This is a genomic window from Micromonospora sp. DSM 45708 (genome assembly GCF_039566955.1).
In the GTDB taxonomy this organism is placed as follows: Bacteria; Actinomycetota; Actinomycetes; order Mycobacteriales; family Micromonosporaceae; genus Micromonospora.
Genome location: NZ_CP154796.1, coordinates 4,581,880 through 4,606,653 on the forward strand (window position 1 = coordinate 4,581,880; position 24,774 = coordinate 4,606,653).

The 24,774-nt window shown below is 70.7% G+C and carries 25 protein-coding genes; 15 read left to right on the forward strand and 10 right to left on the reverse strand.

The window, feature by feature from the left end; genetic code table 11:
* Positions 1 to 4 precede the first annotated feature (4 nt).
* The 4 genes from VKK44_RS19355 to VKK44_RS19370 all read right to left on the reverse strand — a co-directional run bounded on the left by VKK44_RS19355 (position 5) and on the right by VKK44_RS19370 (position 3,355).
* Positions 5 to 607: a hypothetical protein gene (locus tag VKK44_RS19355; RefSeq protein WP_343442562.1), complete on the reverse strand. Its 603-nt coding sequence runs from the start codon at positions 605 to 607 to the stop codon at positions 5 to 7.
* 101 nt (positions 608 to 708) lie between these two features.
* Positions 709 to 1,425 carry a hypothetical protein gene (locus tag VKK44_RS19360; RefSeq protein WP_343442564.1) on the reverse strand — a complete coding sequence of 239 codons (717 nt, stop codon included), beginning with the start codon at positions 1,423 to 1,425 and terminating at the stop codon, positions 709 to 711.
* A gap of 120 nt (positions 1,426 to 1,545) precedes the next feature.
* Complete coding sequence (locus VKK44_RS19365; RefSeq protein ID WP_343442566.1) at positions 1,546 to 2,784, reverse strand: hypothetical protein; 1,239 nt, start codon at positions 2,782 to 2,784, stop codon at positions 1,546 to 1,548.
* A gap of 94 nt (positions 2,785 to 2,878) precedes the next feature.
* Positions 2,879 to 3,355 carry a winged helix-turn-helix transcriptional regulator gene (locus tag VKK44_RS19370; protein ID WP_343442568.1) on the reverse strand — a complete coding sequence of 159 codons (477 nt, stop codon included), beginning with the start codon at positions 3,353 to 3,355 and terminating at the stop codon, positions 2,879 to 2,881.
* Between the two features lie 129 nt (positions 3,356 to 3,484).
* Here VKK44_RS19370 and VKK44_RS19375 point away from each other — a divergent pair, with 129 nt between their 5' ends.
* The 3 genes from VKK44_RS19375 to VKK44_RS19385 all read left to right on the forward strand — a co-directional run bounded on the left by VKK44_RS19375 (position 3,485) and on the right by VKK44_RS19385 (position 5,486).
* Positions 3,485 to 4,321: an SDR family NAD(P)-dependent oxidoreductase gene (locus VKK44_RS19375; protein WP_343442570.1), complete on the forward strand. Its 837-nt coding sequence runs from the start codon at positions 3,485 to 3,487 to the stop codon at positions 4,319 to 4,321.
* A gap of 102 nt (positions 4,322 to 4,423) precedes the next feature.
* Complete coding sequence (locus tag VKK44_RS19380) at positions 4,424 to 4,927, forward strand: SRPBCC family protein (RefSeq protein ID WP_343442571.1); 504 nt, start codon at positions 4,424 to 4,426, stop codon at positions 4,925 to 4,927.
* Entirely contained in the window at positions 4,917 to 5,486 is a 570-nt protein-coding gene (locus VKK44_RS19385; RefSeq protein ID WP_343442572.1) for a TetR/AcrR family transcriptional regulator, read from the forward strand. The genes VKK44_RS19380 and VKK44_RS19385 overlap by 11 nt, the downstream gene beginning before the upstream one ends.
* Positions 5,487 to 5,717: 231 nt before the next feature.
* On the opposite strand, the gene VKK44_RS19390 is transcribed toward VKK44_RS19385, so the two are convergent.
* From VKK44_RS19390 to VKK44_RS19405, 4 genes are all read right to left on the reverse strand, one after another.
* The gene (locus tag VKK44_RS19390; protein WP_343442574.1) at positions 5,718 to 6,917 is read right to left on the reverse strand and encodes a helix-turn-helix domain-containing protein; all 1,200 of its coding nucleotides are present in this window, start codon (positions 6,915 to 6,917) and stop codon (positions 5,718 to 5,720) included.
* Positions 6,904 to 7,074 (reverse strand): hypothetical protein, encoded by a 171-nt coding sequence (locus VKK44_RS19395; protein ID WP_343442575.1) that lies wholly within the window; start codon positions 7,072 to 7,074, stop codon positions 6,904 to 6,906. The genes VKK44_RS19390 and VKK44_RS19395 overlap by 14 nt, the downstream gene beginning before the upstream one ends.
* A 78-nt stretch (positions 7,075 to 7,152) precedes the next feature.
* Positions 7,153 to 8,364: a helix-turn-helix domain-containing protein gene (locus VKK44_RS19400; protein ID WP_343442576.1), complete on the reverse strand. Its 1,212-nt coding sequence runs from the start codon at positions 8,362 to 8,364 to the stop codon at positions 7,153 to 7,155.
* A 684-nt stretch (positions 8,365 to 9,048) separates the two neighbouring features.
* A complete protein-coding gene (locus tag VKK44_RS19405) occupies positions 9,049 to 9,408 on the reverse strand; it encodes a hypothetical protein (protein ID WP_343442577.1) in 360 nt (119 codons plus the stop codon).
* A gap of 26 nt (positions 9,409 to 9,434) precedes the next feature.
* Between VKK44_RS19405 and VKK44_RS19410 the strand changes: the two genes are divergently transcribed.
* From VKK44_RS19410 to VKK44_RS19430, 5 genes are all read left to right on the forward strand, one after another.
* The gene (locus VKK44_RS19410; protein WP_343442578.1) at positions 9,435 to 9,614 is read left to right on the forward strand and encodes a hypothetical protein; all 180 of its coding nucleotides are present in this window, start codon (positions 9,435 to 9,437) and stop codon (positions 9,612 to 9,614) included.
* Positions 9,615 to 9,731: 117 nt separating this feature from the next.
* Complete coding sequence (locus tag VKK44_RS19415; RefSeq protein WP_343442579.1) at positions 9,732 to 10,124, forward strand: hypothetical protein; 393 nt, start codon at positions 9,732 to 9,734, stop codon at positions 10,122 to 10,124.
* Between the two features lies 1 nt (position 10,125).
* The gene (locus VKK44_RS19420) at positions 10,126 to 12,558 is read left to right on the forward strand and encodes a DUF4132 domain-containing protein (RefSeq protein WP_343442580.1); all 2,433 of its coding nucleotides are present in this window, start codon (positions 10,126 to 10,128) and stop codon (positions 12,556 to 12,558) included.
* Complete coding sequence (locus VKK44_RS19425; RefSeq protein ID WP_343442581.1) at positions 12,555 to 14,075, forward strand: hypothetical protein; 1,521 nt, start codon at positions 12,555 to 12,557, stop codon at positions 14,073 to 14,075. Before VKK44_RS19420 ends, VKK44_RS19425 begins: the two co-directional genes overlap by 4 nt.
* 8 nt (positions 14,076 to 14,083) lie before the next feature.
* Positions 14,084 to 14,635 carry a hypothetical protein gene (locus tag VKK44_RS19430; RefSeq protein WP_343442582.1) on the forward strand — a complete coding sequence of 184 codons (552 nt, stop codon included), beginning with the start codon at positions 14,084 to 14,086 and terminating at the stop codon, positions 14,633 to 14,635.
* A gap of 327 nt (positions 14,636 to 14,962) precedes the next feature.
* On the opposite strand, the gene VKK44_RS19435 is transcribed toward VKK44_RS19430, so the two are convergent.
* Entirely contained in the window at positions 14,963 to 15,313 is a 351-nt protein-coding gene (locus VKK44_RS19435; protein ID WP_343442583.1) for a hypothetical protein, read from the reverse strand.
* Between the two features lie 232 nt (positions 15,314 to 15,545).
* Complete coding sequence (locus tag VKK44_RS19440; RefSeq protein ID WP_343442584.1) at positions 15,546 to 16,022, reverse strand: DUF6326 family protein; 477 nt, start codon at positions 16,020 to 16,022, stop codon at positions 15,546 to 15,548.
* Positions 16,023 to 16,251: 229 nt separating this feature from the next.
* Here VKK44_RS19440 and VKK44_RS19445 point away from each other — a divergent pair, with 229 nt between their 5' ends.
* The 7 genes from VKK44_RS19445 to VKK44_RS19475 all read left to right on the forward strand — a co-directional run bounded on the left by VKK44_RS19445 (position 16,252) and on the right by VKK44_RS19475 (position 24,774).
* A complete protein-coding gene (locus tag VKK44_RS19445; RefSeq protein ID WP_343442585.1) occupies positions 16,252 to 17,340 on the forward strand; it encodes a sensor histidine kinase in 1,089 nt (362 codons plus the stop codon).
* Positions 17,337 to 17,993, forward strand: coding sequence for a response regulator transcription factor (locus VKK44_RS19450; RefSeq protein ID WP_343442586.1), 657 nt, complete (start codon positions 17,337 to 17,339; stop codon positions 17,991 to 17,993). Before VKK44_RS19445 ends, VKK44_RS19450 begins: the two co-directional genes overlap by 4 nt.
* A gap of 450 nt (positions 17,994 to 18,443) precedes the next feature.
* Entirely contained in the window at positions 18,444 to 19,397 is a 954-nt protein-coding gene (locus VKK44_RS19455; RefSeq protein ID WP_343442587.1) for an SMP-30/gluconolactonase/LRE family protein, read from the forward strand.
* A gap of 31 nt (positions 19,398 to 19,428) precedes the next feature.
* Positions 19,429 to 21,168 carry a PQQ-dependent sugar dehydrogenase gene (locus VKK44_RS19460; protein WP_343442588.1) on the forward strand — a complete coding sequence of 580 codons (1,740 nt, stop codon included), beginning with the start codon at positions 19,429 to 19,431 and terminating at the stop codon, positions 21,166 to 21,168.
* A gap of 209 nt (positions 21,169 to 21,377) precedes the next feature.
* Positions 21,378 to 21,866: a hypothetical protein gene (locus tag VKK44_RS19465; protein ID WP_343442589.1), complete on the forward strand. Its 489-nt coding sequence runs from the start codon at positions 21,378 to 21,380 to the stop codon at positions 21,864 to 21,866.
* A gap of 471 nt (positions 21,867 to 22,337) precedes the next feature.
* On the forward strand, positions 22,338 to 24,347 hold the full coding sequence (locus tag VKK44_RS19470; RefSeq protein ID WP_343442590.1) for a hypothetical protein: 2,010 nt from the start codon (positions 22,338 to 22,340) through the stop codon (positions 24,345 to 24,347).
* 31 nt (positions 24,348 to 24,378) lie between these two features.
* Positions 24,379 to 24,774: a hypothetical protein gene (locus VKK44_RS19475; RefSeq protein ID WP_343442591.1), complete on the forward strand. Its 396-nt coding sequence runs from the start codon at positions 24,379 to 24,381 to the stop codon at positions 24,772 to 24,774.

Consider the following 24,774-nt stretch of genomic DNA (forward strand, 5'->3'; position numbering starts at 1 on the left):
CTCCTCACGCCGGCACGCCGGCGACGGCATCGGCGACGTTGCCCTGGTAGCAGGTCGTCGTGGAGATGGCGGGGGCGGTCGCCGGCGGGCCGTAGACGACGTACCGCTGGCCGGTCTGCGCGTTACGGCACTGGATCTGGACCCGGTAGGTGCCGGTGTCGCACTGGGCGGTGCCGCGACCGTAGTAGTGATTGCTGCCTTCGTGGACCCACTCCGACCAGGAGACACAACCGGTGACACCGGTCGCCGGAAGCGGATCGTCGACCGGGTAGACGCCCTCGGCGACGTTGCCGCTGTAACAGGTCGTGGTGGCGGTGCCGGGGGCGTTCACCGCGTAGCCGCCGTAGACGACGTACCCGACGCCGGTCTGGAGGTTGCGGCACTGGAGCTTGACCTTGTAGCGACCGCTGGCGCACTGCACGTTGCCCCGGCCGTAGTAGTAGCTGTTGCCACCCTCCTGCACCCATTCCACCCACGTCGTGCAGCCGGTGGCCGCGGCCTGGGCGCCCAGGTCGACCCGGGCGGTCGCGCCGGCGGGCGCGGGCGCGGCCAGGACGGAAAGGCCGAGCATCGTCGTCGCGATCAGCGAACGCACATACCTCGTCACACACGCCTCCTGACAACAGATGGAAGGATGTCGATAGTAACGCCGATCGGTCCGTGAGGGCTCGTCGCCGGCGGACCCGCACCGCCCGGGGACGGCACGGCTCAGGGGGTGTACGGGGCGTCGGTGTGGCTCAACTCGGTGACCGTGACGCCGGAGAGCCGGTAGACGGTGGTCCGCCTCGTGTCGAGCTCGGCCATGCTCGCGTCGTCGGAGCGGGTCAGCCAGACCACTGTGGCCTTCTGCCCGGCGATCCCGATCGAGGTGACCGGGGTCCGGTCGCCCAGGTCCACCACCGTGCGGTAGGCCGGCTTCCCGGCCGCGTTGTGCCAGAAGACGACGCTCCAGAACTGGCCGGTCCCGCCGGTGCGCACCACCACCGCGCGAGCGGCGTCGGCGGCCTTGTCGCCGTCCAGGTCGCCGACCGCGCAGGGCTTCTGGAGTGCGACGCCGGTGCCGTCCTCACCGTTCCAGATGCCGTCGAGCAGCGGAATGTGGTCGGTGTGGTCGTAGAACGGCGCCTTCGGGCTGCCCAGGTCGGCGCCGGCGAGCTGGCCGCAGGTCAGCGCCGGGACTGCCTTCGGCGGGGCCGGCTGCGGGTCGCTCGCGGGCTTCGCCGGCGCGGGGGCGGTCGACGTGGGGCCGTCGGCGGCCGGCGCGGACGCTGTGGCGTCGGGGGTCACCTCGCCGCCGGCCGGGGCTTCGGCCGGCGGCGAGGTGACGGTGCTGGTGGCGGTGGGGACGGATCCGGAGTCGCCGGCGCACCCGGTGGCGGATCCGAGCAGGGTGAGGGCGACGACAATCGGCAGGGTCCGGCGCATCTGCGGGCGGTGTCCTCTCAGAGATGGTGCCCGCACCGTACTGAGCCGGTGCCACCGCACCGGTTCCGCGCCGAGGGCTTCGGTGACCCCTGGACAGCCCGCCCTGGCCGGCGGCGCGGATCAGGCCGCCGGCCGCTCGTCCTCGGGGGTCACCAGGATCATCCGGCGACGCCGGGCAGCGAGGAACACCATGCCGCCGGCCACCAGCGCCGCGATGCCGACCGCGCCGACCAGCCCGGCCTGCGGCCCGGTGACCGGCAACCCGCCGGCACCGCCGCCACCATCGTCGCCGCCACCATCGCCGCCGCCGCTCTTCGCGGTCAGCACCACGGCGAACCCGTCCCGGTTGTCGCTGCGGTCCACGTCGGCCACCCGCGCCGGGACGGCGTTCGTGGGCAGCGCGGTCCGCGCCGCCGTGGAACGGTCGTCCGTCGCCCGCTCGGCGAGCGCCTCCACCCGCACGGTTCCGCCGCGCAGCGTCGCCGGCGCGGTGCCGGACGCCGGAGTCGTCACCAGGTTGTACAACTCGACCGCCGAGTAGGTCGTGTCGTTCGGATCGGTGTCCTCGGCGGCCGGCACGAGGGTGAGGCTCTCGTAGGTGCAGACCGCCGAGCGCCCGGCGTCGGCGAGCACGCACCCGGCCGGCTGCCTGGTGAAGGTCACGCCCTTGGGCAGATGCAGCGTGACCCGCACTCCGCTGACCGCCTTCCGGCCCTGGTTGGCGATGGTGTGCCACACCGCGCCGATCTCACCGGGCTTCAGCGTCCCGGTGGGCTCGGGCGTACCGTCGGCGCCGATCCGCACCGACTGCTTCACGTCCGGCGCGACCACCGAGAGGTCGGCACTGGGCTGGTCGACCAGTGCCAGCGGGAACCATCTGGTGTTGTCGGCCGGATTCGCGTCCTTCTCCGGCCCGATGGTGACCGACGCCTCGAACCTGCCCTCGTAGGGCTCCGCGGCCCCGTAGACAGCGGCGTCGATGGGAACGTCGACGGTTTCGCCCGGCCCCGGAATCAGCTCCGGCATCAGTTGGCAGTAGAACCCCCCGAAGTCGCCGTCACACTCACCCACACCCCCGGAATGCCAGATCAGCGCGACCGGCAGGGGGTCAGGGCCCTCCGGCGGCGGCTGGCGCACCCTGACGACGACGTCGCCCGGCGTCTCGTCCCCCCGGTTGCTGATCTTCAGGTGGACGACCTTCTTCTCGACCCCCAGCGCGATTCGTGTCCCGGACGCGTCCACCGCGAGGTCCGGACCCCTCGCCGCCGCCTCGGCGGCACCGGCGGGAGCAGCCACTCCGACGAGGAGGAACAGCGCGGCGATGACAGTGCGCGACAGCCGCCGACGACCAGAGTTCATGGCACAACCCCTTCGGGACGTGCGGACAGTGTGGCTGAGAACACTATCGGCAGTCGGCTCCCGTCAGTGCCCCTCGCGAGGCCGGCCCGGTGGCTCAGTCCGGGCGATCCGTGCCGGCCGCGGGCGCGCCCGGGCCGGGCCGGGTGGCCACCTGATCGGGGCGGAGTTCGGCGTGGCAGGCGCCGCAGCGATAGGCGGCCCGGACCGGGCCTCCGCAGCCGTCGTGCACCAGCAGCCGCGGCGGGCCGGCCGGCTCGGGATAGTGGCGGTCGCCCCACCACATGAGCTGGGCGACGACCGGGGTCAGCTCCCGACCCTTGGCGGTCAGGTGGTATTCGAAACGCTCGGGTCGCTGCTGGTAGGCGCGGCGTTCCAGGACGCCCTCGGCAACGAGGTGGCGGAGCCGCTGGGTGAGCACGGTCCGGGTGACCCCGAGGCTGTCGACGAGTTCGTCGAAGCGGCGCCGGCCGACCAGGACGTCCCTGAGGATGAGCATGGTCCAACGCTCGCCGATCACCTCAAGGCTGCGGGCGAGCGAGCAGGTCTGATGCGCGTAGTCCTGTCCCAGCATGAGATCGACGACCCTACACCCAGTGAGTTGCGTGAAGCGACTTATCGATCCTACGGTGAGTCGCGTGATGCTACTCGCTCGGTGCCCGGCATCCGGCGAGCCACTTCTGCCGGAAGGGCAACCGTCGCCATGACCACCTCCGAGACCCACCCCGCCCCTGCCGCCCGCGGACGCGCCCACCAGCGGTTCCTCGAACGGTACGGTCCCACCGCCCTGGTCACCGGCGCCTCCTCCGGCATCGGCCGGGAGATCGCCCACCGCCTCGCCGAACGCGGCTTCGATCTGGTGCTGGTGGCCCGCCGCGAGTCCGAGCTGCGTGAGCTGGCCGCCGACCTCACCGCCCGGCACGACACCGACGCGCACGTGCTGCCGTTCGATCTGGCCCGGCCGGAGAGCCTCGACGCGCTCGCCGCCGCGACCGTCGGCGCCGACATCGGCCTGTGCGTCGCCGCCGCCGGGTTCGGCACCTCCGGCCCGCTCGTCGCGTCCGACCTGCCCCGCGAACTGGAGATGATCCAGGTCAACTGCGCGGCGACGCTGGCCCTGAGCTGGCTGTTCGGACGGCGCTTCGCCGATCGGGGCCGAGGTGGGATCATCCTGCTCAGCTCCATCGTCAGCTTCCAGGGCGCGCCCAACGCGGCGAACTACGCCGCCACCAAGGCCTACGTCCAGACCCTCGCGGAAGGGCTGCACGCCGAACTCAAACCCCGTGGGGTCGACGTGCTCGCCTCCGCGCCGGGCCCGGTCGCCAGCGGCTTCGCCGACACCGCCGGCATGCGGATGGGCAGGACCCTGACCCCCGAGGACGTCGCGCAGCGGTCACTCGACGCGCTCGGCCACCGGCCCACCGCCTTTCCCGGCCTGCTCTCCCGCGTCCTCAAGGACAGCCTCGCCCCGCTGCCGCGCCGAGCCCGGGTACGCATCATGGGTGGCGTCATGGCCGGCATGACCCGGCACCGCCGCTGACGTCGCGCAGGCCGGCAGCACCTGGCCTCCGCTCGACTGCGGCCCGGGCACGACGGCGCCGCGGAGATTCCGATCCCCGGGATCGTGTGTACCATCTGGTACATGCACTACTCGGAGACGATCGTCACCACGGCGGGAACCGCCGCCGCCTGGGCCGTGGTGGCGGACGTGACGGACTGGCCCCGGTGGACGGCCTCCATGTCGGAGGTCGCGCCGCTCGACCAGCCGACCCTGGCCCCGGGCGGCCGGTTCCGCGTCCGCCAACCCGGCCTGCCCACGACCGTGTGGCGGGTCCAGGACCTGCAACCGGGCGCGTCGTTCGCCTGGGAGACGCACGCGCCGGGGGTGCGCACCTTCGCCTACCACCGGGTGGAGGCCCAGCCCGACGGGACGACCCGGATCAGCATCGGCATCGAGCAGAGCGGGGCACTCGCCTGGCTGGTCACGCTGCTGACCGCGTCACGGACGCGACGGTACCTACGGATGGAGGCGGCGGCGCTCAAAGCGGCAGCGGAGTCAGGGACCGTCCCGCCGCCGGCTCCAGCCGACGGGACGGCCACCGAGGACACGACGACCGACGGGGTGCGCCGCACCGGTGGTCAATGACGCCCGGGAGGCGCTGCTCGACCGCTGCGTCGGCCTCCTCAAGGACGGCGGGTTCAGCCAGCTCAGCCTCCGCGACATCGCGTCCGGCGTGGGCAGCAGCCATCGCATGCTGATCTATCACTTCGGCAGCCGGGAGGGCCTGCTCACCGAGGTCGTCCGACGGGTCGAGGCCGAGCAGCGCGCGGCGCTCGCGGCCCTCGCCGCGGAGCTCGACGACCCGGTCGAGACGAGTCGCCGTTTCTGGCAGCGGCTGGCCGATCCGGCCCTGGCGCCGGCGGAGCGGCTGTTCTTCGAGATCTACGCGCACGCGCTGTTCGAGAAGTCGTGGACCGAGCCCTTCCGCGCCTCGGTGATCGCCGCCTGGGCGGGCCCCGTCGAGGAGTTGTTCGTCCACTTCGGCTGGGCCGCCCCGGAGGCCAGGCGGCGGGCCCGGTTGAGTCTCGCCGCGACCCGTGGCCTGTTGCTGGACCTGCTGATCACCGGTGACCGAGGCGTCCTGGACGATGCCGCCGAGTTGTTCGCCCAGCTCGTCACGGCACGACCACCGACAGCGGCGTGAGCACGGCCGGGGCCGCCGGACCCGGCCGCCGGGAGTCCCCGACCCGCACCCCGTTCCGTCGGACGTCACCGGCTGCACCGGGGTTGATCGCCGGCCAAGCTGGACCGTCAGACGGGGGCCGCACCCCTCCGTGCGGCGCCGGAACTGCCACCCGGGAGAACGGGTCGACGTCGGTGCACCGCCGACACCGGTTGAACTGAGCCGCGATCCTGCTGCCTCGCGGACAGCCGCTCAACCCACCCCGAGCATCGCGACGAACTGAGCGACCGTGGTCGGGGCGCGAGGGTCGCGGGCAATCTCGGCGAGAATGTCCCGGGCGACAGGCCGGTACATGATCTCGGCGGGCGCGGTGCGCTCGGCCTCGGTCACCATGCGAGCCGCGTTGCCGGCATCCCCGGCGTGCAGGTAGGCGCGGGCGACGTCGAGCAGGTGCGCGGCGCGGTGCTCTGCGGGCAGCCACCGCCAGCCGGACCGCGCGATGGCCCTCTCGTGCCGGACGACCGCCGCGTGAGCATCGCCGGCTTCGACGGCTGCGGCGACACGGGCCAGGTCGACGGCGGTGGGCCCGAACCCGGTGCGGTGATGGTCGTACCCGTCACCGACCCGCTCCGCCATGCCGGCGGCCTCGTCGAACAGCTCGCCGGCGGCGGCCTCGTGCCCGTCCTGCGCCGCCGCCAGACCGGCCTGGACGAGCAGGGCCCCGCACAGGGACAGCTCCGCCGGCGTGCCGTGCTCGACCACGGGCGGAGCGATCCGGTACGCGGCGGCGAGCAGTGCCGACTTCGCCTCCCGCGCCCGCCCGAGCGCGCGCAACACCTGACCGAGCTGCACGGCCGCGGCGGCCACCAGCTCCCGGTCGCCGGTGGCGGCGAGCATCGCCCGATCGACGGCCAACCACGCCAGCTCGGCGTCACCGAGCTTGACCAACACAGAAGCAGTGATCCGGTACGCCTCGACCAACGGCACCCGACCCGCCACCGGAGCCTCGGCGTGGGTGCGCTGGGCATGGGTGAGCAGGTCCGGCACGAGGTCGACCACCTGCGGGTAGCGGGCGTACTGGAAAGTCGTCCACGCGTACCCCACGTCCCGCAGCATCCGGTCCACCGGCACCACCGGGCGGTCCACCCGCTTGCCCAACGGGATGTCGTAGCGGGACAACGCCGCCCTGATCCGATCGACGCCGTCGCCGCGATTCATCGGCTTGACCACCTCGACGTCGAGGCCGACCAGAGCGGCGGCGTCGATGCGCAGCACGCGGGCGATCTCCTGAAGTGTGGACAGCTTGTCCAGCCGCCGGACGCCGCGTTCGACCTTGTCGACCCAGCTCTTCGACTTGCCGAGGCGGTCGGCGAACACCTGCTGCGACAGCTTCCGCCGACCCCGCCAGTACGCCACCCGCCGCCCCACCGGCAGCAACTCACCGCTGCCCACGACGCCACCGCCGATCCGGCAGCGCCCGGGTGGTTTCCTCCACCGGAATGCGATCCGCCTCCGCCTCGGCCAGAAGCCGCCGCTTCGCCGCCTCCCGCTCGGCCGCCTGGATCTGCTCACCCCGGCTCACCGCCGGCTCGTCGCCCTTACCCGACATTCCCCACCTCCGCCGCACCAGGTGACGGAAAAGCTACGGAAGGCTACGCGCCGGAAGGGTAGGGTTCGTACCCCTGGATCACGAGACGAGGCCGACCTTCATCGCCAGGTCGTGCGCCTCCTCCCGGGTGGAACGTGGGCCGTCGAGCAGATCCAGCGTGATCTGGCGGGCGTACCCGTTGAAGCGGATCGTCTCCGGTGCCGACTGGTACGCCTGCCCGAGGAAAGCCACTGCCGCTTCCGTGTCGTTCTTGCCGTAGTGCGCCCGCGCGACCTCGATGAGGTGACGCGCCCGGCGCGGCCTCGACGGAATCGCCGCCGCGTCGTGGCGACGCGCCTGCCGCACCGCCTCACCGGACTTCTGCAACTCCACCGACACCGTGACCGCGTGAGCCCCCATGACAACCCGCGAGAACGACGTCTGCGGCTGGTAGAAGTCCGCCGGAAGTCGATGGGCCACCCGGTCGGCGCGGTCCCAGAACCGCCAGGCCCGGCCCTCCTCGCCAGCGCGGGCGGCGGTATAGGCGGCCTCGAAGTTGACCGCACCCCACAACGCCAACAGATTGGGGTTCGCATCGTCCGTGTACGGCTCCAGAGCCGACAGAACGTCCAGGGTGACCACCATGGCGGTGTCCCAATCCCCCGCGTCCCGGTGCACCTGGCACAGGAACCACCCCGCGCACGCCACCGCCTCCGGATCACCGGACTCCTGCGCCGCCACCATCGCCCGGTCGGCGACCCGCCACAGCAACTCGGCGGCGGGTTGGTAGGCGAGGAACATCTGTGCCAGCCCGAGCGTCTCCGCCAACAGGGCCTGCGCCTGTCGACGCTCGCCGCCCTCGTACACGATCGCGGCACGTTGCACGTCCCGCAGCAGCCCCGGCAGCACACCGCCCAGCACCGTCCGATGATCCGACGCCTGATGACGTGCCCGCCACGCTGCGTCGAGACGCGCCCTGAGGCCGGACAAGGATTCGGGAGGCACATCGGCGGAGATCGAGAAGCGATTCACCGCATCCCGCACCGACGCCAGCGCCGGATGCTCCGGCCCGTTCACCACGGCCGACCGGTCGCTCAACTCCCCGACCAGGGCAGACACGTCGACCTTGAGAGCACGCGCCATGCGGTCCAACATGTGCACCCGCGGCGGCAGGATCCGATCCGTCTCCACCGCCTTGACCCACTCGGCGCTGCGACCCACCAGGCCACCGAGCACCGCCCGCGTCTTCCCGGACCGCTCCCGGTAGACCTTCAGCCGCTGCCCGAACGTCAACTCCGGCAAGGAATCCATCCCGGACCTCCTCGTAGCGCGGAATGCACCACCGACCCACCGACCCACCGGCCGTCGTCACGCCTACGCTACCGAGCCTCCGCCCGCCCTCCTAGCCCTCACACGCCAGTGCTGAAGTGCTGCGATGGCCAGAGTCCTCCGCCGTAGCCCCGATCTGGGCCTACGCATCCCCCACGCGGGGCCAGATGCTCGTCGAATGCAGGAAAACGACCAACCACCCCGAGGCCCACTGAACTGCGCCGCTCGAAGTTGTCGGACCCCGCTGGTAGAACCACCGCAATCCAGGATGATCTGTTGGAGGTGATCATCCCCTAACTCAAGGGAGAAGAGCCTGGATCCGAAGGCGCTGGTCATCAGTCTCGCCGCTGGCGGCGTGGCCACGTGGGCCACCGGCAAGATCGTGAAGGAGCTGAAGGTCCCTGCCTACGCAGCACCGCTCGTGGGCACCGCCGTCACCATGGCCGTCAACAAGGTCGCCAAACGGCTGTTCTGACGGCTGGCGCCGCCGCCGGGATGTCAGGTTGGACCAGTTGACGCACTGCCTGCGACCGTTTCGGGTCTGCTGCTGTCAGGCTGAGATGGACCCGGCCGGCACCGCGCTCCACTCCCGGATCCGGTAGGTGTCAGACGATCTGACGGGCACCCGGCCGGGCCGGGGCCGCCGAGGGCGACCCCGGCCGCGACTCAGCTCCCGCAGATGCCGTATCCGTTGAGGCTCCACGAGCCGGCGAAGCCGTCGGCGTCCTCGTCCGCCCGCACCCGCACGGTGTTCCCTCCGGTGATGTTGATCGCGCTCGACAGCACCTGACCGTTGCCGGCGATGATGTCCGCGCCCGCGCTGTAGAGGCCCTTGCCGGCCGGGCACGCCTTGAGGTGGGTGTCGGACGGGTCGCTCGCGCTCGTCCCTGTCACCGCGACCCGCTCCAGCCCGGCGGGCGCGTTGGCGCAGACCGCGATCGAGGTGGCGCTCCAGCCGGCCGGCGAGGTGCCCTGCACCGCGACCGCCCGGACCGTCACCGACGTCAGGTCAAACGACGGCACCACCCGGCGACCGGTACGACGAGGCGGAAGTGCTGGACAACCTGGGCGACAGCCTGCGCGCCGCCGGTGACCTCGACGCCGCGCGCCGGGCATGGCGGGAGGCGCTGGTGATCTTCGACGAGCTGCGCCATCCGGACGCCGACCGCCCCCGGGCCAAGCTGGCCGCCCCGGCGGCGGCGCGCGGCGGCGCGCTTCCGGCACCACGGTAACTGGTGCACCGCGACAGTGGTACGGGTCGGGCCGGTCGCGTCCGACCGGCTGACCGAGCAGTTCCGTCGGACCGTCGTGCCATGCTGCCGCTCACCCCAGGGCGAGGAGCGGAGCGGATGGCCACGGTGATCGTGCGGGACGAGACAGCGACGGGCAGGGCGATCGACCAGTGGCCGTTGACCGGCCTGCCGGAGCGCATCTCCGCGCGGGAGATGGTCCGGTTGCGTGTCCGCGAGGAGGTCGCGCGGTTCAACGCCGACCAGGCCGAGATCTTCCGCGGTCTGGTGCGACCGACCGACGCGGAGGCGACGTTGAACGGCTACCGCGTCGGTCGGGGCCGGCGGCTTGACTGGGAGCGTCAGGCGGACGCGGCCTGTGCCGCCTTCGCCCGCAACGGCTTCGTGCTGCTGGTCGGTGACCGGCAGGTCGAGGACCTGGACGAGGAGATCGACCTGCTCGCGGATCCCGAGGTGGCCTTCGTGCGACTCGTTCCCCTGGTGGGGGGCTGACGTGGGTGACTGGGCGCGGCTGCTTCCCGCGCTGGGCGCGGCGGACCGCCGGCGGGTGGAAACCGGTCTGGTCGACGCGGATGCCCGGATTCGGGCGGTGATCGGGAGAACGACCACCTACTACTGGGGCGCGTCGGTGACCCGCACGCCGGAGTGGGCCGGCACCGGGTCGTGGTCGGCCGAGTGTCGCCGCCGCGCCGCACTGGCCATGCACCTGGAGGCGGCGACCAGCCCGCGCCCGACCGCGCTGAACGACGTCCTGCGAAATCTCGCGGACGGCGGGCTCGACTGGACCCGGGCGGATCTTCTCTGGTGCCTGGAGGTGGCCGGGCGGGGGCACGGCTACGAAGACGGCGCCCACCTGGAGTTGCCGGCGACGATCGCCACGCACCTGGCTCCCGCCGACCTGGCCGGTCTGGCGCCGGCACTGTCGGCTCTGTTCGCCGAACTCACCGCGCACCACGTCCCGTCGGCCGGCCCTCGGCGCCGGGTCGTCACGCTGATCGGGGAGGCGCTCGACCGCGCCACGGGTCGTCGCGTGCCGTCCTGGTTGCTGCACCACGGGGACGAGTTCGGTCCGCTCGTCCGCGCCGGCCTGGGTGACGTCCTCGCCGCGCCGGGTGTGCCCGAGTTGCTGACGCACTGCGCCTCGCTCGACAAGCCGGCGGCGTCGGCGCGGTGGCTGCGCGTCCTCGACGGGCACCTCACGAGCGCCACCGACGGGAGGACGGCGGTCCGCGCGGTGCTGGAGGCGTTCGTCGGGCACCGGCGGTCCGTGCACGACGACACGGACCGTCTCCTCCGTGGCCTGGCATGGGCGCTGTCCCGGGAGTCGGGCGAGGCGGCGACCGACCTGCTGGCCGGGGTCACCGCCGTCGCCTCGGCCGCGCCCCGCCAGGCGTCCGGCTTCCCGCACGCCCAACGCACCGCGATCGCGGCCGTGCGACTGCTCGCGGAGCGCGACGGTGAGACGCCGGTGCGGACCCTGGCGCGGCTCGCGGTGACGGTGAAGAACAAGGCGGTACGCAGTCGGGTGCAGACCGCGTTGGCGCACCTCGGCGCCCTGCGGGGATGGTCGCTGAGCGAGGTGATGGAACTCGCCGTCGACGACCACGGGCTCGACTCCGACGGCTGCCGGCGGACCCCGGTCGGCCCGTACGAGGCGACGGTGCGGGTCGAGGGCGAGAAGGCGCGCCTGACCTTCGCGCGCGGCGGCACCGCGCTCAAGGGCGTCCCGGCGGCGGTCAAGGAGACGCACGCCGACGAGCTGAGGCAGCTACGTGACCTGGTGAAGAGCGTCAACGCGACGCTGGTCTCCGAGCGCCAGCGGGTGGAGGCGCTGCTGTCCGAGGAGCGCACCTGGGCGTACCCGGACTGGGTGTCCCGCTTCCTGGACCACCCGGTCACCGGGACGTACGGGCGGCGGCTGCTCTGGGAGACCAGCGCCGACGGGCGCGAATGGTCGGCGGGTCTGCCCCGCGAGGACGGCGACGGATGGACGATCGCCGGTCTCGACGGACGGCCGGCGCGCGGTGACCGGGTCCGGCTGTGGCACCCCGTCCGCGCTCGCGTGGACGAGACTCTCGCCTGGCGTGAGCGCGTGCTCGCCACCGGCCTGACGCAACCGTTCAAGCAGGCGTTCCGCGAGGTCTACCTGCTCACGCCCGCCGAGGAGCGGACGAGCACCTACTCCAACCGGTTCGCCGCGCACATCCTGCGCTACCGCCAGGCCAACGCGCTCATGCGCGCCCGGGGCTGGCAGGCCGGCTACCTCGGCACGTGGGACGGCGGCTACGACAGCGAGGCCACGAAACTCTTCGGCGGTGGCGCGTGGCGGGCGTCCTTCCACCACCAACTGGTCGACGCCGACGACCCGGGCGACTACGACGTCCACTACTGCTCCACCGACCAGGTGCGCTTCGCCCGGCAGGACGGCGCGACCTGGCGGCCCGCACCGGTCGCGGACGTACCGCCGCTGGTGTTCACCGAGGCGATGCGGGACGTGGACCTCTTCGTCGGCGTCACCTCGATCGCCACCGACCCACAGTGGGCCGACCGCGGCGAGGACCGGTTCCGGGACTACTGGCACCGCACCGTCGTCGGGCCGCTGACCCCGTCGGCGCAGGTACGCCGCGACGCCCTGGCCCGGCTGCTTCCCCGCATGGCCATCGCCGGCCGGGTCACCGTCGCGGACCGGTACCTGCACGTCCGCGGAAACCTGCGCGGCTACCGGATCCACCTCGGCTCGGGCAACATCATGATGGAGCCCAACGACGCCTATCTGTGCATCGTCCCCGCACGTGGGGGCACCGGGCGGCTGCACCTGCCGTTCGAGGACGACCCGATGCTGTCGACGATCCTGTCGAAGGCGATCATGCTGGCCGCCGACGACAGGATCACCGACCCCACCGTGCTGCGGCAGCTCGCCTCATGACCGACTGGGCGCGCCTGGACGTCAGCTACTGCCAGTACGAGGTGACCACGGTGCCGGGCGCCGTCGGCCTGGGGATCCACACTGTCGGTGACACCCTCGTGCAGGTGGGCGGGCCGAGTCAGGTCACCGGCTTCTGCGGTGTCCACACGGGTTGGATCGAGGCACGCCTACGGGTGTTGTCCGGGCCGCCGACGGACGTGCCCGCCGGTTGGGACGCGATCAGCGAGGCGACCCTGTGGAGCCCCAGCGGTCGGGTGTCGGTCATCGGCCTGATGGGCGGCGTCGCCGAACCCCTCGTCGACGTCGCCGTCCCGCGCGGGCTGATCCGGGTACGGGTGCACGCCCGCCACCGTCTGGGCGAGACGGTGCGCACCGACGACGACCCGCCCGAGCAGCACGAGTTGCACCTCTGGGCGGTGCGCGAGGAGACGCCGTGGCGCACCGTGCTGGCCGACCGTGAGGTGCGCGGCTGGGAGCAGAAGCCGGCGAAGGCCGCCGAGTGGGCGATGCTGTCCCTGGTGCCGCGCCCGTCCACCCGGCCGGCGTTCCTGCCGCCGCTGCCACCCGACCCGTACGAGGACGACACCGGCCTCGCCCGGGTGACCGTGGTCCGCCACCGGCCGGCACCGGTCGACCTGCCGGTGGGCGTGCTGCCCGTCGGTGACCTCCAGGTGCGCCTTGAGCGGGTCGACGCGGAAACCCTCCGGTGGTCGTGGGCGACCGCCGACGCACCGATCTTCCCCGAACCGCTGACCACCCTGCCGGACGACGAGCCCACCACGGTACGGCTGACGACCGGCCCGGACGGCGTCACGCTGCGGCACGAGGGCGTGCGGGGCCGGCACGCCGTCGCCCTCGGCCTGATCTGGGACCACCTGCTCGACGGCACCGGGGCGTACCCGTGGGTCGAGACCCTGCGGGGGCAGGCCGCCGCCGCGACCGCGCGGGTCGAGGAGTACCGCCGGCTGCGAGCCGAACAGGAAAAGAAGCGGTGGGGAGGTCCTCCGCCGTCGGATCGTGTCCGCGAACTTCGCGGTCAGGCACAGCCCCTGGCGCGCCTCGACCGCCGGTTGCTCGACCGCATCGACGCGCTGCCCGCCGACCGCCAGCGGGAGGTGGCCTGCTGGGCGGCCCGCCGCGCGATGCGGGTAGCCGGGCTGGAACAGCTCAGCTGGATCGCCGAGGCTCTCGCCGCCGCCGAGGACGGCCGTCCACTGCCCCACGCCTTCACCGGGCAGGGTGGCACCGCCGCGTACCACCGCCTGCTGTCCGACCCCGAGGTGCCCCGCACCACCATCCCGCTCCGGCCGGACCCGAAGGCGTTCGGCGCGCAGGGTGTCACCGAGATGCTCCAGCAAGCTGCCGCGTTCCCCGCCCTGACCGCGCTGGTCAACGACGATCCGTTGGCCGCCGCGATCGACGCTGTTCACGACGCGGCGATCGCCCACGGCGACGACCGTGACCGCTTCCTCGCCGAGGCCCATGCCGCTCTGCCCGGGAACTGCTCACTCTTATGATCACGGCCATGTCGAGCGCGTTCACCGCCTTGTGGACCCAAGACGTCTGCCGGGAGCTACGCCGGCACCGGGTCGGCGAGCGGCCTCCGGTGGCGTTCAGCGGGGGGCACCAGTCGCTGCCCAGCTGGACCAGCGTCGGGGTCGGCGACGACGTCTTCGCGCTGCACGTCAACCGGTGCGTGGTCTACCTGGTGAGCCGCCTGCGCGTTGTCGACAAGCAGCGGCGCGACTGTTGCGGCGCCGCTCCCGCAACGTGGCGTGACCCGTCCTGTCCGGGTCACGAAGCCTGGGCGATGCTCGGCGCCGATGGATGTGGGGCGAGCCCGGTGCACGTCGACGCGACACCGGTCCGTTTCGACGTCGCCGTTCCCGGCGACCTGCTCGGCGCGCTGACCTGGCGCAACCGGCGCGGAGAACCGCGCACCCTGAAGTACGTCGTCAACGGCCGTCTGGAACGCTCCGTCAGCCTCCAGGGCGTCTACCGCCTGACCGACGAATCCGCCGCCCTGTTGGGTGCCCTGCTCGACGGGTCGCCGACGCCGGGCCCGATCCGTAGCTGAATGTCCGTGAGTTCGGCACCGGTGCCTCGCCCGTGGACGACCTGGTCGCCAGGTCCGCGACCACTACGAGAGCACCACCGGGGGAAACCACGCGGCCGATGATGGACTTCGACGAGCGTGACCTCGTCGACTGGGCGACGCGTCGCCGTGTGCGCCCTAGCTCCAGGCCAGCAGCGTGCCGACCTCGGTGTTACCGACGCGTGGCGACAGCCTTCCGTCCGGTCGGGCGGATGATCCACGCGTCGGGTCAGTCGTCCCACCTGCCATTGCACAAACGCGTCGATGCTGCCCGTCGACGCCATGGCGGCGGCGATGTCGCAAGGGCTGTCAGCCGGCGGTGCGGTCGAGCAGTTGCAGCAGATCGTGCGCGGCCAGCTCGACGTCCTTGTGGTGCCACTCCGAGGCGCGGTAGACGCAGGCGATGAGCCCGGAGCGGTGAACGCGGCGGAAGTCGCCGTACGCGAAGGCGTAGCGCCCCTTCGTCTCCTCGCTCGCCCCGTCCGTGCAGGCGAGGAACCAGTCGCCGTACTCGGCCCACGAGTGCGCGTCGAGGTAGGCGTTCTCGTCGGCGGCCCGGGGCTGCGCCTCACCCCAGTCGCTGTCGAGAACATACTGTCGGGCTTCGATGAGCCGCCGAGCGCGGGCGACGGCCGCGCTGTTCACCGAGTACGAGGCCATGACCGTCAGGATTCCCCGGAATGCGATCTGCTACGCCTCACGAACCCCGCGCGCTCAAAAACCCGCGGTGTCCGGCAGGGCTGGAACACCTGTTGCCGAGGCCCGTCGGACGCGCTGGCCGAGAGTGCTGCGTGACGTCGGCGCCGTCCCGCTCTGGATCGTGCTGCTGCTCGTGGTCGATGTTGCCGGAGCCGCTGTCCCCGATCCCGCACCCCCGGGCCTGCTCCCAGCGTCACACCCGGGCCTGGGCGAGGTCGCCGCCGGCGGTGGCTCGAATGGTCCGGGGCCAGGTCCATGCGGCGCGCAGGATGAAGGCCAGGAGCAGCACCTCGAGTCCGATGGAGAGGCCGTAGAAGTAGGAGTAGGTCCAGGACTCGCCGTCCGCGTTGTACACCGAGACGGGGATGTAGAGCGTTGCCACGACGAGGTTGGTGGCGCGGTTGACCCGGGCGGGGAGTGTCGCGGAGAGCAGGATCATGAGGATCGGGATGGCCATGAGCGTGAGCGAAAGGGCGACAAAGGTCGGGCCGGTGTCGAACTCATGAACGACCCCGACCAGGATGTCGTCGATGAAACCGGGCTTGTACAGGGCGAGGTAGTCGACGTAGATGTAGAGGAACATGAAGCTGGCCCAGGCCGCGGCGAGCTTCGCCTGGACCGGGATGTGCGCTTCCTGGAGCGCACCGGCTGATTTGTCGGTTCTGGTCATCACGTCTCCTGTTGCTGGCGTCAGCCGGGTGGCTCACTCGATGTCTCAACCATGACCAGCGTTGCCGGGCGCCACATCCGCTTGCGGGCTCGCGCTGTCCTGGCCGCCGGCACGGGACCTCCGCCGTACTTTCGACTGATCCGACCGAGCGGCGGCCCCCCTACGTTGTCCGGGAGGGGGAAGCATGCTTGCTGGGATCTGGGCTGAGCCGCGCCCCGCACGCCCGCCGGTGCGGGTCTGGCGGGACTGGGCACTGTCCTCGGCTCTTGTCGCGATCTCGCTCGTCGAGGTACTCCTGCGCGACGACAGGGCATGGGCGCCGCTGCTGGTCGGTGTCAGCGTCGTGGTCGCGGCGTGCCTGCTGTGGCGACGCACGCGACCGCTGGCCGCGGTCACCGTTGCCTTCGGAGCCGTTCTCGCGTTCGACATCGCGAGGATCGCGGTCATCGATACCACCGGCCTGCTGGGCATCGGCGGTCTGCTGGTGTTGCCCTACGCCCTGCTGCGCTGGGGGGCAGGTCGCGAGGCTGCCCTCGGGCTCGGCATCATCCTGATCTGGCTACCCGTCACCCTCATCGCGGACCCGACCTCACCCGCGGAGAAGGTCGCCGGTTACGGCTTCTTCCTGTTCTCGGCCGCGCTCGGCGCGGCAGTGCGCTACCGCACCAGAAGCCACGACCGCGACATCGAGCAGGTGCGGCTTCACCAGCGCAACGAACTCGCCCGCGAACTGCACGACACGGTCGGCCACCGCGTCCTGGCCATCGCCGTCCAGGCACAGGCAGGTCGCGCGCTGTCCGCCGCGGATCCGAAGCGCGCGCTGGCCACCCTGGTCACCATCGAGGAAGAGGCGTCCCGGACGCTCAAGGAGATGCGAGCCCTCGTGGGCGTGCTGCGCGACGGAACGGACGCCGATCTCGCCCCCCGGCGAGGAGTGGTGGACGTCAAACGACTCGCTCGTCCCGGCGGCGAGGTGCTGGGCGTCCGCGTGCAGGTCTCCGGTGACGCCGAGGCCGTTGAGCCGGCAGTCGGCACCGCCCTCTACCTGATCGCCGCCGAGGCGGTCACCAACGCGACCCGCCACGCCTCCGGCGCCACCCACGTCACCGTCGACGTCACCGCATCCCGCAGCCAGGTGCACCTGCGAGTGCACGATGACGGTGAGGCGACCACGACCAGCTCGCCGCACGCCGGCTACGGGCTGCGCGGCATGGCCGAGCGGGCGAGCCTGCTCGGCGGCACCCTCCGGGCGGGACCTGACCCGGACGGCGGCTGGAGCGTCGACGCCAAGCTGCCCCGGACGGCGCGCACGTCATGACCATCCGCGTGTTGGTCGCTGACGACCAGGACATCGTCCGGGCAGGGCTCTGCATGATCTTGGACGCCCAACCGGGCATCACCGTCGTCGGCCAGGCCGCCGACGGTCGCCGGGCGATCGCCATGGCCCGTTCGCTGCGTCCCGACGTGTGCCTGCTGGACATCCGCATGCCCGAGGTCGACGGGATCGAAGCCACCCGCCAGCTCGCTGGCGCCGACGTCGCCGACCCGCTGCCCGTCGTCGTCATCACCACCTTCGACCTCGACGAGTACGTCTACGGCGCGCTGAAGGCAGGCGCCCGAGGCTTCCTCCTCAAGGACGCCGGCGCCGAGATGCTCGCCCAGGCCGTCCAGGCCGCCGCCCGCGGCGACGCCCTGATCGCACCGAACATCACCGCGCGGCTCCTGTCCTCCTTCGCGAACAGCCGCCCGCGCTCGATGCCACCTGAGCCTGTCGAGCCGCTGACGGCCCGCGAGGAACAGGTCCTGCTGGCTGCCGCTCGCGGGCGGACCAACAGCGAGATCGGCGACGACCTGTTCATCAGCCTCAGCACCGTCAAGACCCATATCGCCGCTCTGATGCGTAAGCTCAACGCCCGCAATCGCGTCGAGATCGTCATGTGGGCCTACGAGACACGCCGCGTCGACACCTGACCGGCGCCCGCATACTCGAATCGCGGAAACAGGAGCACCCGGGAGCCGGCTAGGCAGGGGACTGCAAAGCCGGCCGTTCGGGCGATGCGAAGGATACTGCGAAACGGAGTGTCCCCGGTCGGTGGGGACCCGGCCCCACCGATCCGGCCAGGCTATCGGACGCCTTCGGGGCATGTGCCAAAGGTGATCGTGGGGAACTGATGCGGGGCGCTGCTTTCTCGCCTAAGATGCGTCACGTAAACATCGATGTTAATCAATGGTAAGCCTCGGTGGTCGAGGCCAGTTCACTGGCAACCACGGGCCCCGCATTCACCGACCCCGATTGGAGTACCCCGGATGAACTGGCGTCCAACCATCGCCGCACTCACCGGCCTGTGCCTCGCGCTCGCCACCGCACCAGGCCCCGCCGGGGCCGCACCCGCACCCCCGGCATCTCGGCGTGCCGCTCATGTGAACGTTCACACCGACTCGCTCGCCGGCCCACCCGGCGCGCCCCCCGGGGTCTGCCCGGGCGGCACCGGCTACGGCCCACCCCTGCCGGCCAGCTCCGTGTCCGCGACGAAGATTCAGAGCGGGTTCTCGTTCCTCGAAGGACCGGTCTGGATCGCCGACGGCGGCTACCTGCTGATGTCCGACATGGCCGCGGGCACCGGGCCGAACAACGTGCAGCCCTCCACGATCCGCCGGTTCACCCCGCCGGCGAGCTTCGACACCTTCATCGCCAACGCCGGCAGCAACGGCCTGGCGCTCAGCCCCGACGCCCAGCAGATCATCGCCGCCACCCACGACCAGCGGAACGTCTCCGCATACCGGCTCAGCGACCAGGCCCGCAGCACCGTCGCCGCCGACTACCAGGGCCGGGCGTTCAACTCACCCAACGACGTCACGGTCCGATCCGACGGCGTCGTCTACTTCACCGACCCCAACTTCCAGCGCGGCAACCGACCCGACCAGATGAGCGGACGCACCAGCGTCTTCCGCGTCTCCGGCGGCCAGGTGTCGCTGGTGGACGACCGGCTGCGGCAACCCAACGGCATCGCGCTCTCCCCGGACGGCAGCACGCTCTACGTGGGCGCCTACTCCGAGAACAAGATCTACAAGTACGTCGTCCAGCCCGACGGCAGCACCGGCACCCGCAGCGTCTTCGTGAACTACCTCGGCGGTCCCGACGGGGTCACCATCGACTGCGCCGGCAACGTGTACTGGGCCTCCGGCTCGGACGGGCTGATCCACGTCTACTCGCCAGCCGGCGCGCAGCTCGGCACGATCCGCTCCGGCGGCACCGGCACCACCAACGCGGCGTTCGGCGGACCCGACCGGCAGACCCTCTACATCACCTCCGGCCGAACGAACGACTCCGGCCTGTACAGCGTGCGACTCAACGTCCCCGGCTACCCGTACTGACCAGGAACCTCGGAAGGAAGGAAAAGCACCCGTGCGGATTAGTGCTCACCAGCTCCGACACCGCGTCCCGCTCGCCCTGCTGATCTGCGCCGGCACCATCCTGACCGGCGTACCCGCCAACGCCGCGCCGGCCGCGCCGGCGACCGGGAGCCGGCAGGCGGCCCGGCTCGCCGCCGACACCAGCCCGCCCACCCGGCCGACCGGCCTGCGCAGCACCCGGCTGACCTGCCAGTCCGTCACGCTCTCCTGGTACGCCTCCCGGGACAACGTCGGCGTCGCCTTCTACGACATCTACCACGACGGCCAGCTCGTCACCTCGGTCTCGGGACGGACGCTGACCGCCACACTCAGCGTCGTGCAGGGTGTCACCTGGGGGTGGTACGTCAACGCCCGCGACGCCGCCGGCAACGTCTCGCAGGCCAGCTCCACGCTCTCGGTCACGCCGCCGTTCTGCCAGCAGGACACGTCTGCGCCCAGCACGCCGACCAACCTGGCCACGACGGTCAACGGCACGGACGTGACCCTCACCTGGTCGGCCTCCACCGACAATGTCGCGGTCACCGGCTACACCATCCTGCGCAACGGTACGGCGGTCGGCTCCACCACCGGCACCGCCGGCAACCCGCCGGCGACCACGTTCACCGACACCGGGCTGACGTCCGACACCGACTACCGGTACACCGTGACCGCCCGGGACGCCCAGGGCAATGTCTCGGGGGCGAGCGCCGCGGTCACCGCGCACACCGGCTCGGGCTGCACGAGCCCGATCTGCGGCGCCACGGTGGTCACCACCGAGAAGGACCTGCCCTGGGGCCTGGTGCAACTGCCCGACGGCACGGTCCTCTACGGCCGGCGCGACCTGTTCGACATCGTCGCCATGAACCCGGACGGCACCGACAAGCACAGCATCGGCACCGTGCCGAACGTGGCCGGCACCAACGGCGAGGGCGGCGTACTCGGGCTGGCCGTCTCGGCCAACTTCACCACCGACCACTGGCTGTACATCTACCACACCACCACGACCGACAACCGGATCGTGCGCATCCGCTACGACGGCACGCTGCAAAACGCCACCGAGCAGGTGCTCGTCACGGGAATCCCGCGCAACAAGTACCACAACGGCGGCCGGCTGCGCTTCGGCCCCGACGGCAAGCTCTACGCCGCCGCCGGCGACGGACAGGACCCGGACGTCGCCCAGGACACCAACAACCTGGGCGGCAAGGTGCTGCGACTCAACCCCGACGGCACCGTGCCGGCGGACAACCCCTTCGGCAACTACGTGTGGAGCTACGGCCACCGCAACCCGCAGGGACTCGCCTTCGACTCCCAGGGCCGGCTCTTCGAGCAGGAGTTCGGCAACAACGTGATGGACGAGACCAACATCATCGTCAAGGGCGGCAACTACGGCTGGCCCGCCTGCGAGGGCACCTCCGGCGACTGCGCCAACCCGAACTTCAGGGCCCCGATCCGGACGTACCCGGTGGCCGACGCCTCGTGCAGCGGCATCGCGATCGTCCGGGACGTGCTCTACATCGCCTGCCTGCGTGGTAACCGGATGTACCGTGCGGAGATCAGCGGCAACACGCTCACCAACCTCCAGCAGTACTTCGTCGGAACGTACTTCCGGCTGCGCACCGTCGAACCGACCCTCGACGGCAACCTGTGGCTGACCACGAGCACCGGCGGGGACAAGGACAGCATCCCGAACAACAGCAACGAGAAGATCCTCAAGGTGACCCTCGGTGGGGCGGCGTCCGGCCCCACGAGCTGAGGGCGAGCCGGGAATCCGGCTGCGTTTCGGCCCAGAATCCCATTCCGTCCATCCTCCATTTCCGCTGAATTCACACTCACGCCACCCCCGAGTTCTAATAGCAAAATAGGCCGCCGCAGATGCTCTTGACAGCAGATCGCAGCTCAAGCAAACTTGCTCACGTATAACTCATCGGGCGCTCGGTCCGCCCGCACTGAAAACGGGGAACGATGCATACCAGACTCGCTCGGCGCATGCTATCGGCCATTGTCGCAGCCATTGCCGCTCTGTCACTGACTCCTGCGACCGCCAACGCCTCGCCCCCCGAGGCGTACACCGCCTGTCAGGACTTCGGCTCCGCAGATCCGGCACAGGCGATATTCGCATGCAATTTTATTGACTGGGTGCCGGGCCCCTCGATGAACACGATCCAACACAGCGGCACGATCCAGTTCGGCCCGAACGCGACCTCGGCAACGGGCTGCAAGGTCACCGCTTACGTGACGATCAATTTCTCGAGCACCTGGAAGACGCCCAAGGTGACGAGGGACTGCACGCAAGCCTTGGAGAACCGTTATTCAACGCTGAACATATGGTTCTGGGGCGGGGAGACATCCGGAAGCAGTGGCGTGGGGCAGATGTGTATCGACCTTTACTACAACTACTCCAACAGCTCAGGCTGGCAGCGGTGCCGGCAAACCGGCGTGTCATACCTGTAGGGAAGATCCGTCTGCACGCTATCGACCCACAGACGCGGGCAGCCTGGGACCAGATCGACAGGGTTACGGAACCTGTCGCTCGCCCAGGCTGCCTTTCGGTTGCAACCATACGCGCGCTCGACTCGGAGAAACGCCTGAGCATCTTGTCCATCAGCCCACTCACAGGGCCCCGCCGATCGACGCGGCGAGCATGCGGCTCGAAGGAGTTGCAACGGGTCGCTGAGGCCGGAGGCCACCCAGGTCTGCCGATGCCGGGAAGACGTCCACAGCGTGAGCCGGGATGCTCTCGACGCGCCACCGGCCAACTGGCGGAAATTGCCGACCGCCGCCCCGGCCCCACCGCCGTACGCGCTCCGGTCAACTGACCGCCGGCCACCGGCGCCCGTCGGTGACCATGCGAAGAGCCGCAAAGGCGTTTCTCCGACTGGCGTTCCCTCCGTAGGATCACCGGCGATCAAGGGGGATGACACGGTGGGCGATTTCGAGCAGTTCGCGACGGATGTGACTTCACGTCTGTCCACCATGGCCAAGGGTGAGTTGTACGTCGTGGGCGACGGTCTCGACCGGGACTCGCTCTGGCTCACCTTTCTCGACTCCTTCCCCGCCGGCACCAATCCGCGGTTCCGTGAGCGATCCGAGTACGACTGTTCGACCTGCCGCGGTTTCATCAAGCACTTCGGCAACGTCGTCGAGATCCACGACGGGCGGGTCCGTACCGTCTGGTCCGGGGTGTCGGGCTCCGACCCGGTCTTCTCCGTCGTCGCCGCCGCCTTGGACGAGTTCGTTCTGTCGCTGCCGTTGTCCACCGTCTTCCGGTCCGCTCAGGTGCAGTACGGAACGAAGACCACCCGAGCGCTGCGCGACGGCCAGGTCGAGGTGTGGCACCACCTGCACGGCCGGGTGGAGAGGCGGCATCGTACCGAGGACGTCGGCGCGGCCCAGGGCACCTTTGACGCCGCGGTGCAGGTCTTCCAGCGTGGCCTGACCGAGCTGACCCGGCCCGCTCTGGACACCGTCGTCGACCTTGTCGACGGCAACGCCCTCTACCGCGGCGCGGAGCATCGTCGGGCGGTGACCGAGTTCCGCTCGTTGCAGAGCCGGTGGACCCAGGCCGCCGACCGGCGTGCCTTCGTCTTCGCCAACGCCATGAACCCGGCGGCCCGGTTCCGCAACACGGTGATCGGCACCCTCGTCCAGGACCTCTCCGCGGGCGTCGAGCTGGAGCAGGCGGTCCGGTCGTTCGAGGCAAAGGTGGCGCCGCAGAATTACCAGCGCCCCACGGCGTTGATCACCCCGGGCATGGTCAAGGCCGCCATGAAGACCATTGCCGAGTTGGGCATCGAGGAGTCGTTGCAGCGACGGTTCGCCCGGCTGTCCGACGTGTCGGTCACCAACGTGCTGTGGGTCAACAACGACACGCAGGCACGGATGAAGGACGGCATCGAAGGGCTGCTCATGCAGGCGGCCACCCCCAGGCCGTCGAGTGCGCTCCTTCGCGACGCCGAGCCGGAGGAGATCCCCGTGGTCTCCTTCCTGAAGGACATCCTGCCCGGTGCCGCCGCCATCGACCTCTGGGTCGCCAACTCCTACGAGCCGCGCTTCGTCAGCCTCACCATAGGCCGGCACCCCGCTGCTCCGCGGTTGTTCAAGTGGGACAACGATTTCGGCTGGTCGTACGGCGGCAACGTCACCGACTCGATCAGGGAGAGGGTCAAGCGGGCCGGCGGCAACGTGACCGGCAAGCTGCGGGTGAGCCTGTCCTGGTTCAACCACGACGACCTCGACCTACACGTGTACGAACCCAACGGCGACCACATCTGGTACCAGGAGAAGCGCAACAAGCTGGACGTCGACATGAACGCCGGCGGGGCGCTATCCCGCGAGCCGGTGGAGAACGTCACCTGGACCGACCGTGTCCCCGACGGTGAGTTCCGGATCGAGGTGAACCAGTACCGCAGGCGGGACAGCACCCAGGTCGGCTTCGTGATCGAGACCGAGAGCAACGGGAAGATCGAGCATTACCGCCACGAGCGCGCGGTCGGCCACAAGGAGACCGTCGAGGTCGGCCGGATGACGGTTACCGGCGGCGTGATCACCGCTTTCCGGCCGGGCAAGGACGTGCAGTCGGGCAGTGCGGGCAAGGAGTTGTGGGGCATCACCACCGAACAGTTCGTACCGGTGTCCACCATCATGTACTCGCCGAACTACTTCGACGACAACGAGGTCGGCAACCGGCACTACTTCTTCATCCTGAAGGGGTGCGTGAACGACCAGCCGACGCGGGGGATCTACAACGAGTTCCTCCGCAGCGACCTGCAACCGCACCACAAGGTTTTCGAGGTGCTCGGCGACCGCACCAAGTGCGAACCGTCTCCGGACCAGCTTTCCGGCCTCGGCTTCAGCTCCACCGTCCGCAGCTCTGTGGTCGCCAAGGTGACCATGACCAGCGGCCGGCGCCGCCTCATCAGCATCCAGTTCTGATCCGCTACCCAAATACTTCAGAGAGGGCACCGTGACGATTTTCGAGAAGGCCACGCGGGAGAAGTTCCGCTATCCGTCGGTCAAGGGCCTGCTGACCACGGAGCAGCTGTGGGAGCTTCCGCTGACCGCCAAGTCCGGCTTCAGCCTCGATGATGTGGCCAAGGCGGTCAACGCCGAACTCAAGGCCGTCGACACCGAGTCGTTCGTGGCCACCGAGGCCAATCCGGCCAAGGCGACCTTGGAGACCAAGCTGGAGGTCGTCAAGCACGTCATCGCCGTCCGCCTCGCGGAGGACCAGGCGGCGAAGGCGGCGGCGGCCAAGAAGCTGGAGAAGGAAAAGCTGCTGGCGGTCCTGGGCCGCAAGCAGGACGCGGTCCTGGAGAACCTGACCGAGGCAGAGCTGCTGGCCCGGATCAACAATCTGTAG

What these genes read in the sequence shown, in the direction of transcription:
- VKK44_RS19380 (WP_343442571.1), top strand. Translation starts at nt 4,424, where the DNA reads ATGCACTACTCGGAGACGATCGTCACCACGGCGGGAACCGCCGCCGCC.
- VKK44_RS19440 (WP_343442584.1), bottom strand. Translation starts at nt 16,022, where the DNA reads ATGACCAGAACCGACAAATCAGCCGGTGCGCTCCAGGAAGCGCACATC.
- VKK44_RS19430 (WP_343442582.1), top strand. Translation starts at nt 14,084, where the DNA reads ATGTCGAGCGCGTTCACCGCCTTGTGGACCCAAGACGTCTGCCGGGAG.
- VKK44_RS19370 (WP_343442568.1), bottom strand. Translation starts at nt 3,355, where the DNA reads ATGCTGGGACAGGACTACGCGCATCAGACCTGCTCGCTCGCCCGCAGC.
- VKK44_RS19450 (WP_343442586.1), top strand. Translation starts at nt 17,337, where the DNA reads ATGACCATCCGCGTGTTGGTCGCTGACGACCAGGACATCGTCCGGGCA.
- VKK44_RS19425 (WP_343442581.1), top strand. Translation starts at nt 12,555, where the DNA reads ATGACCGACTGGGCGCGCCTGGACGTCAGCTACTGCCAGTACGAGGTG.
- VKK44_RS19360 (WP_343442564.1), bottom strand. Translation starts at nt 1,425, where the DNA reads ATGCGCCGGACCCTGCCGATTGTCGTCGCCCTCACCCTGCTCGGATCC.
- VKK44_RS19435 (WP_343442583.1), bottom strand. Translation starts at nt 15,313, where the DNA reads ATGGCCTCGTACTCGGTGAACAGCGCGGCCGTCGCCCGCGCTCGGCGG.
- VKK44_RS19400 (WP_343442576.1), bottom strand. Translation starts at nt 8,364, where the DNA reads ATGGATTCCTTGCCGGAGTTGACGTTCGGGCAGCGGCTGAAGGTCTAC.
- VKK44_RS19415 (WP_343442579.1), top strand. Translation starts at nt 9,732, where the DNA reads ATGGCCACGGTGATCGTGCGGGACGAGACAGCGACGGGCAGGGCGATC.
- VKK44_RS19395 (WP_343442575.1), bottom strand. Translation starts at nt 7,074, where the DNA reads ATGTCGGGTAAGGGCGACGAGCCGGCGGTGAGCCGGGGTGAGCAGATC.
- VKK44_RS19465 (WP_343442589.1), top strand. Translation starts at nt 21,378, where the DNA reads ATGCATACCAGACTCGCTCGGCGCATGCTATCGGCCATTGTCGCAGCC.
- VKK44_RS19365 (WP_343442566.1), bottom strand. Translation starts at nt 2,784, where the DNA reads ATGAACTCTGGTCGTCGGCGGCTGTCGCGCACTGTCATCGCCGCGCTG.
- VKK44_RS19375 (WP_343442570.1), top strand. Translation starts at nt 3,485, where the DNA reads ATGACCACCTCCGAGACCCACCCCGCCCCTGCCGCCCGCGGACGCGCC.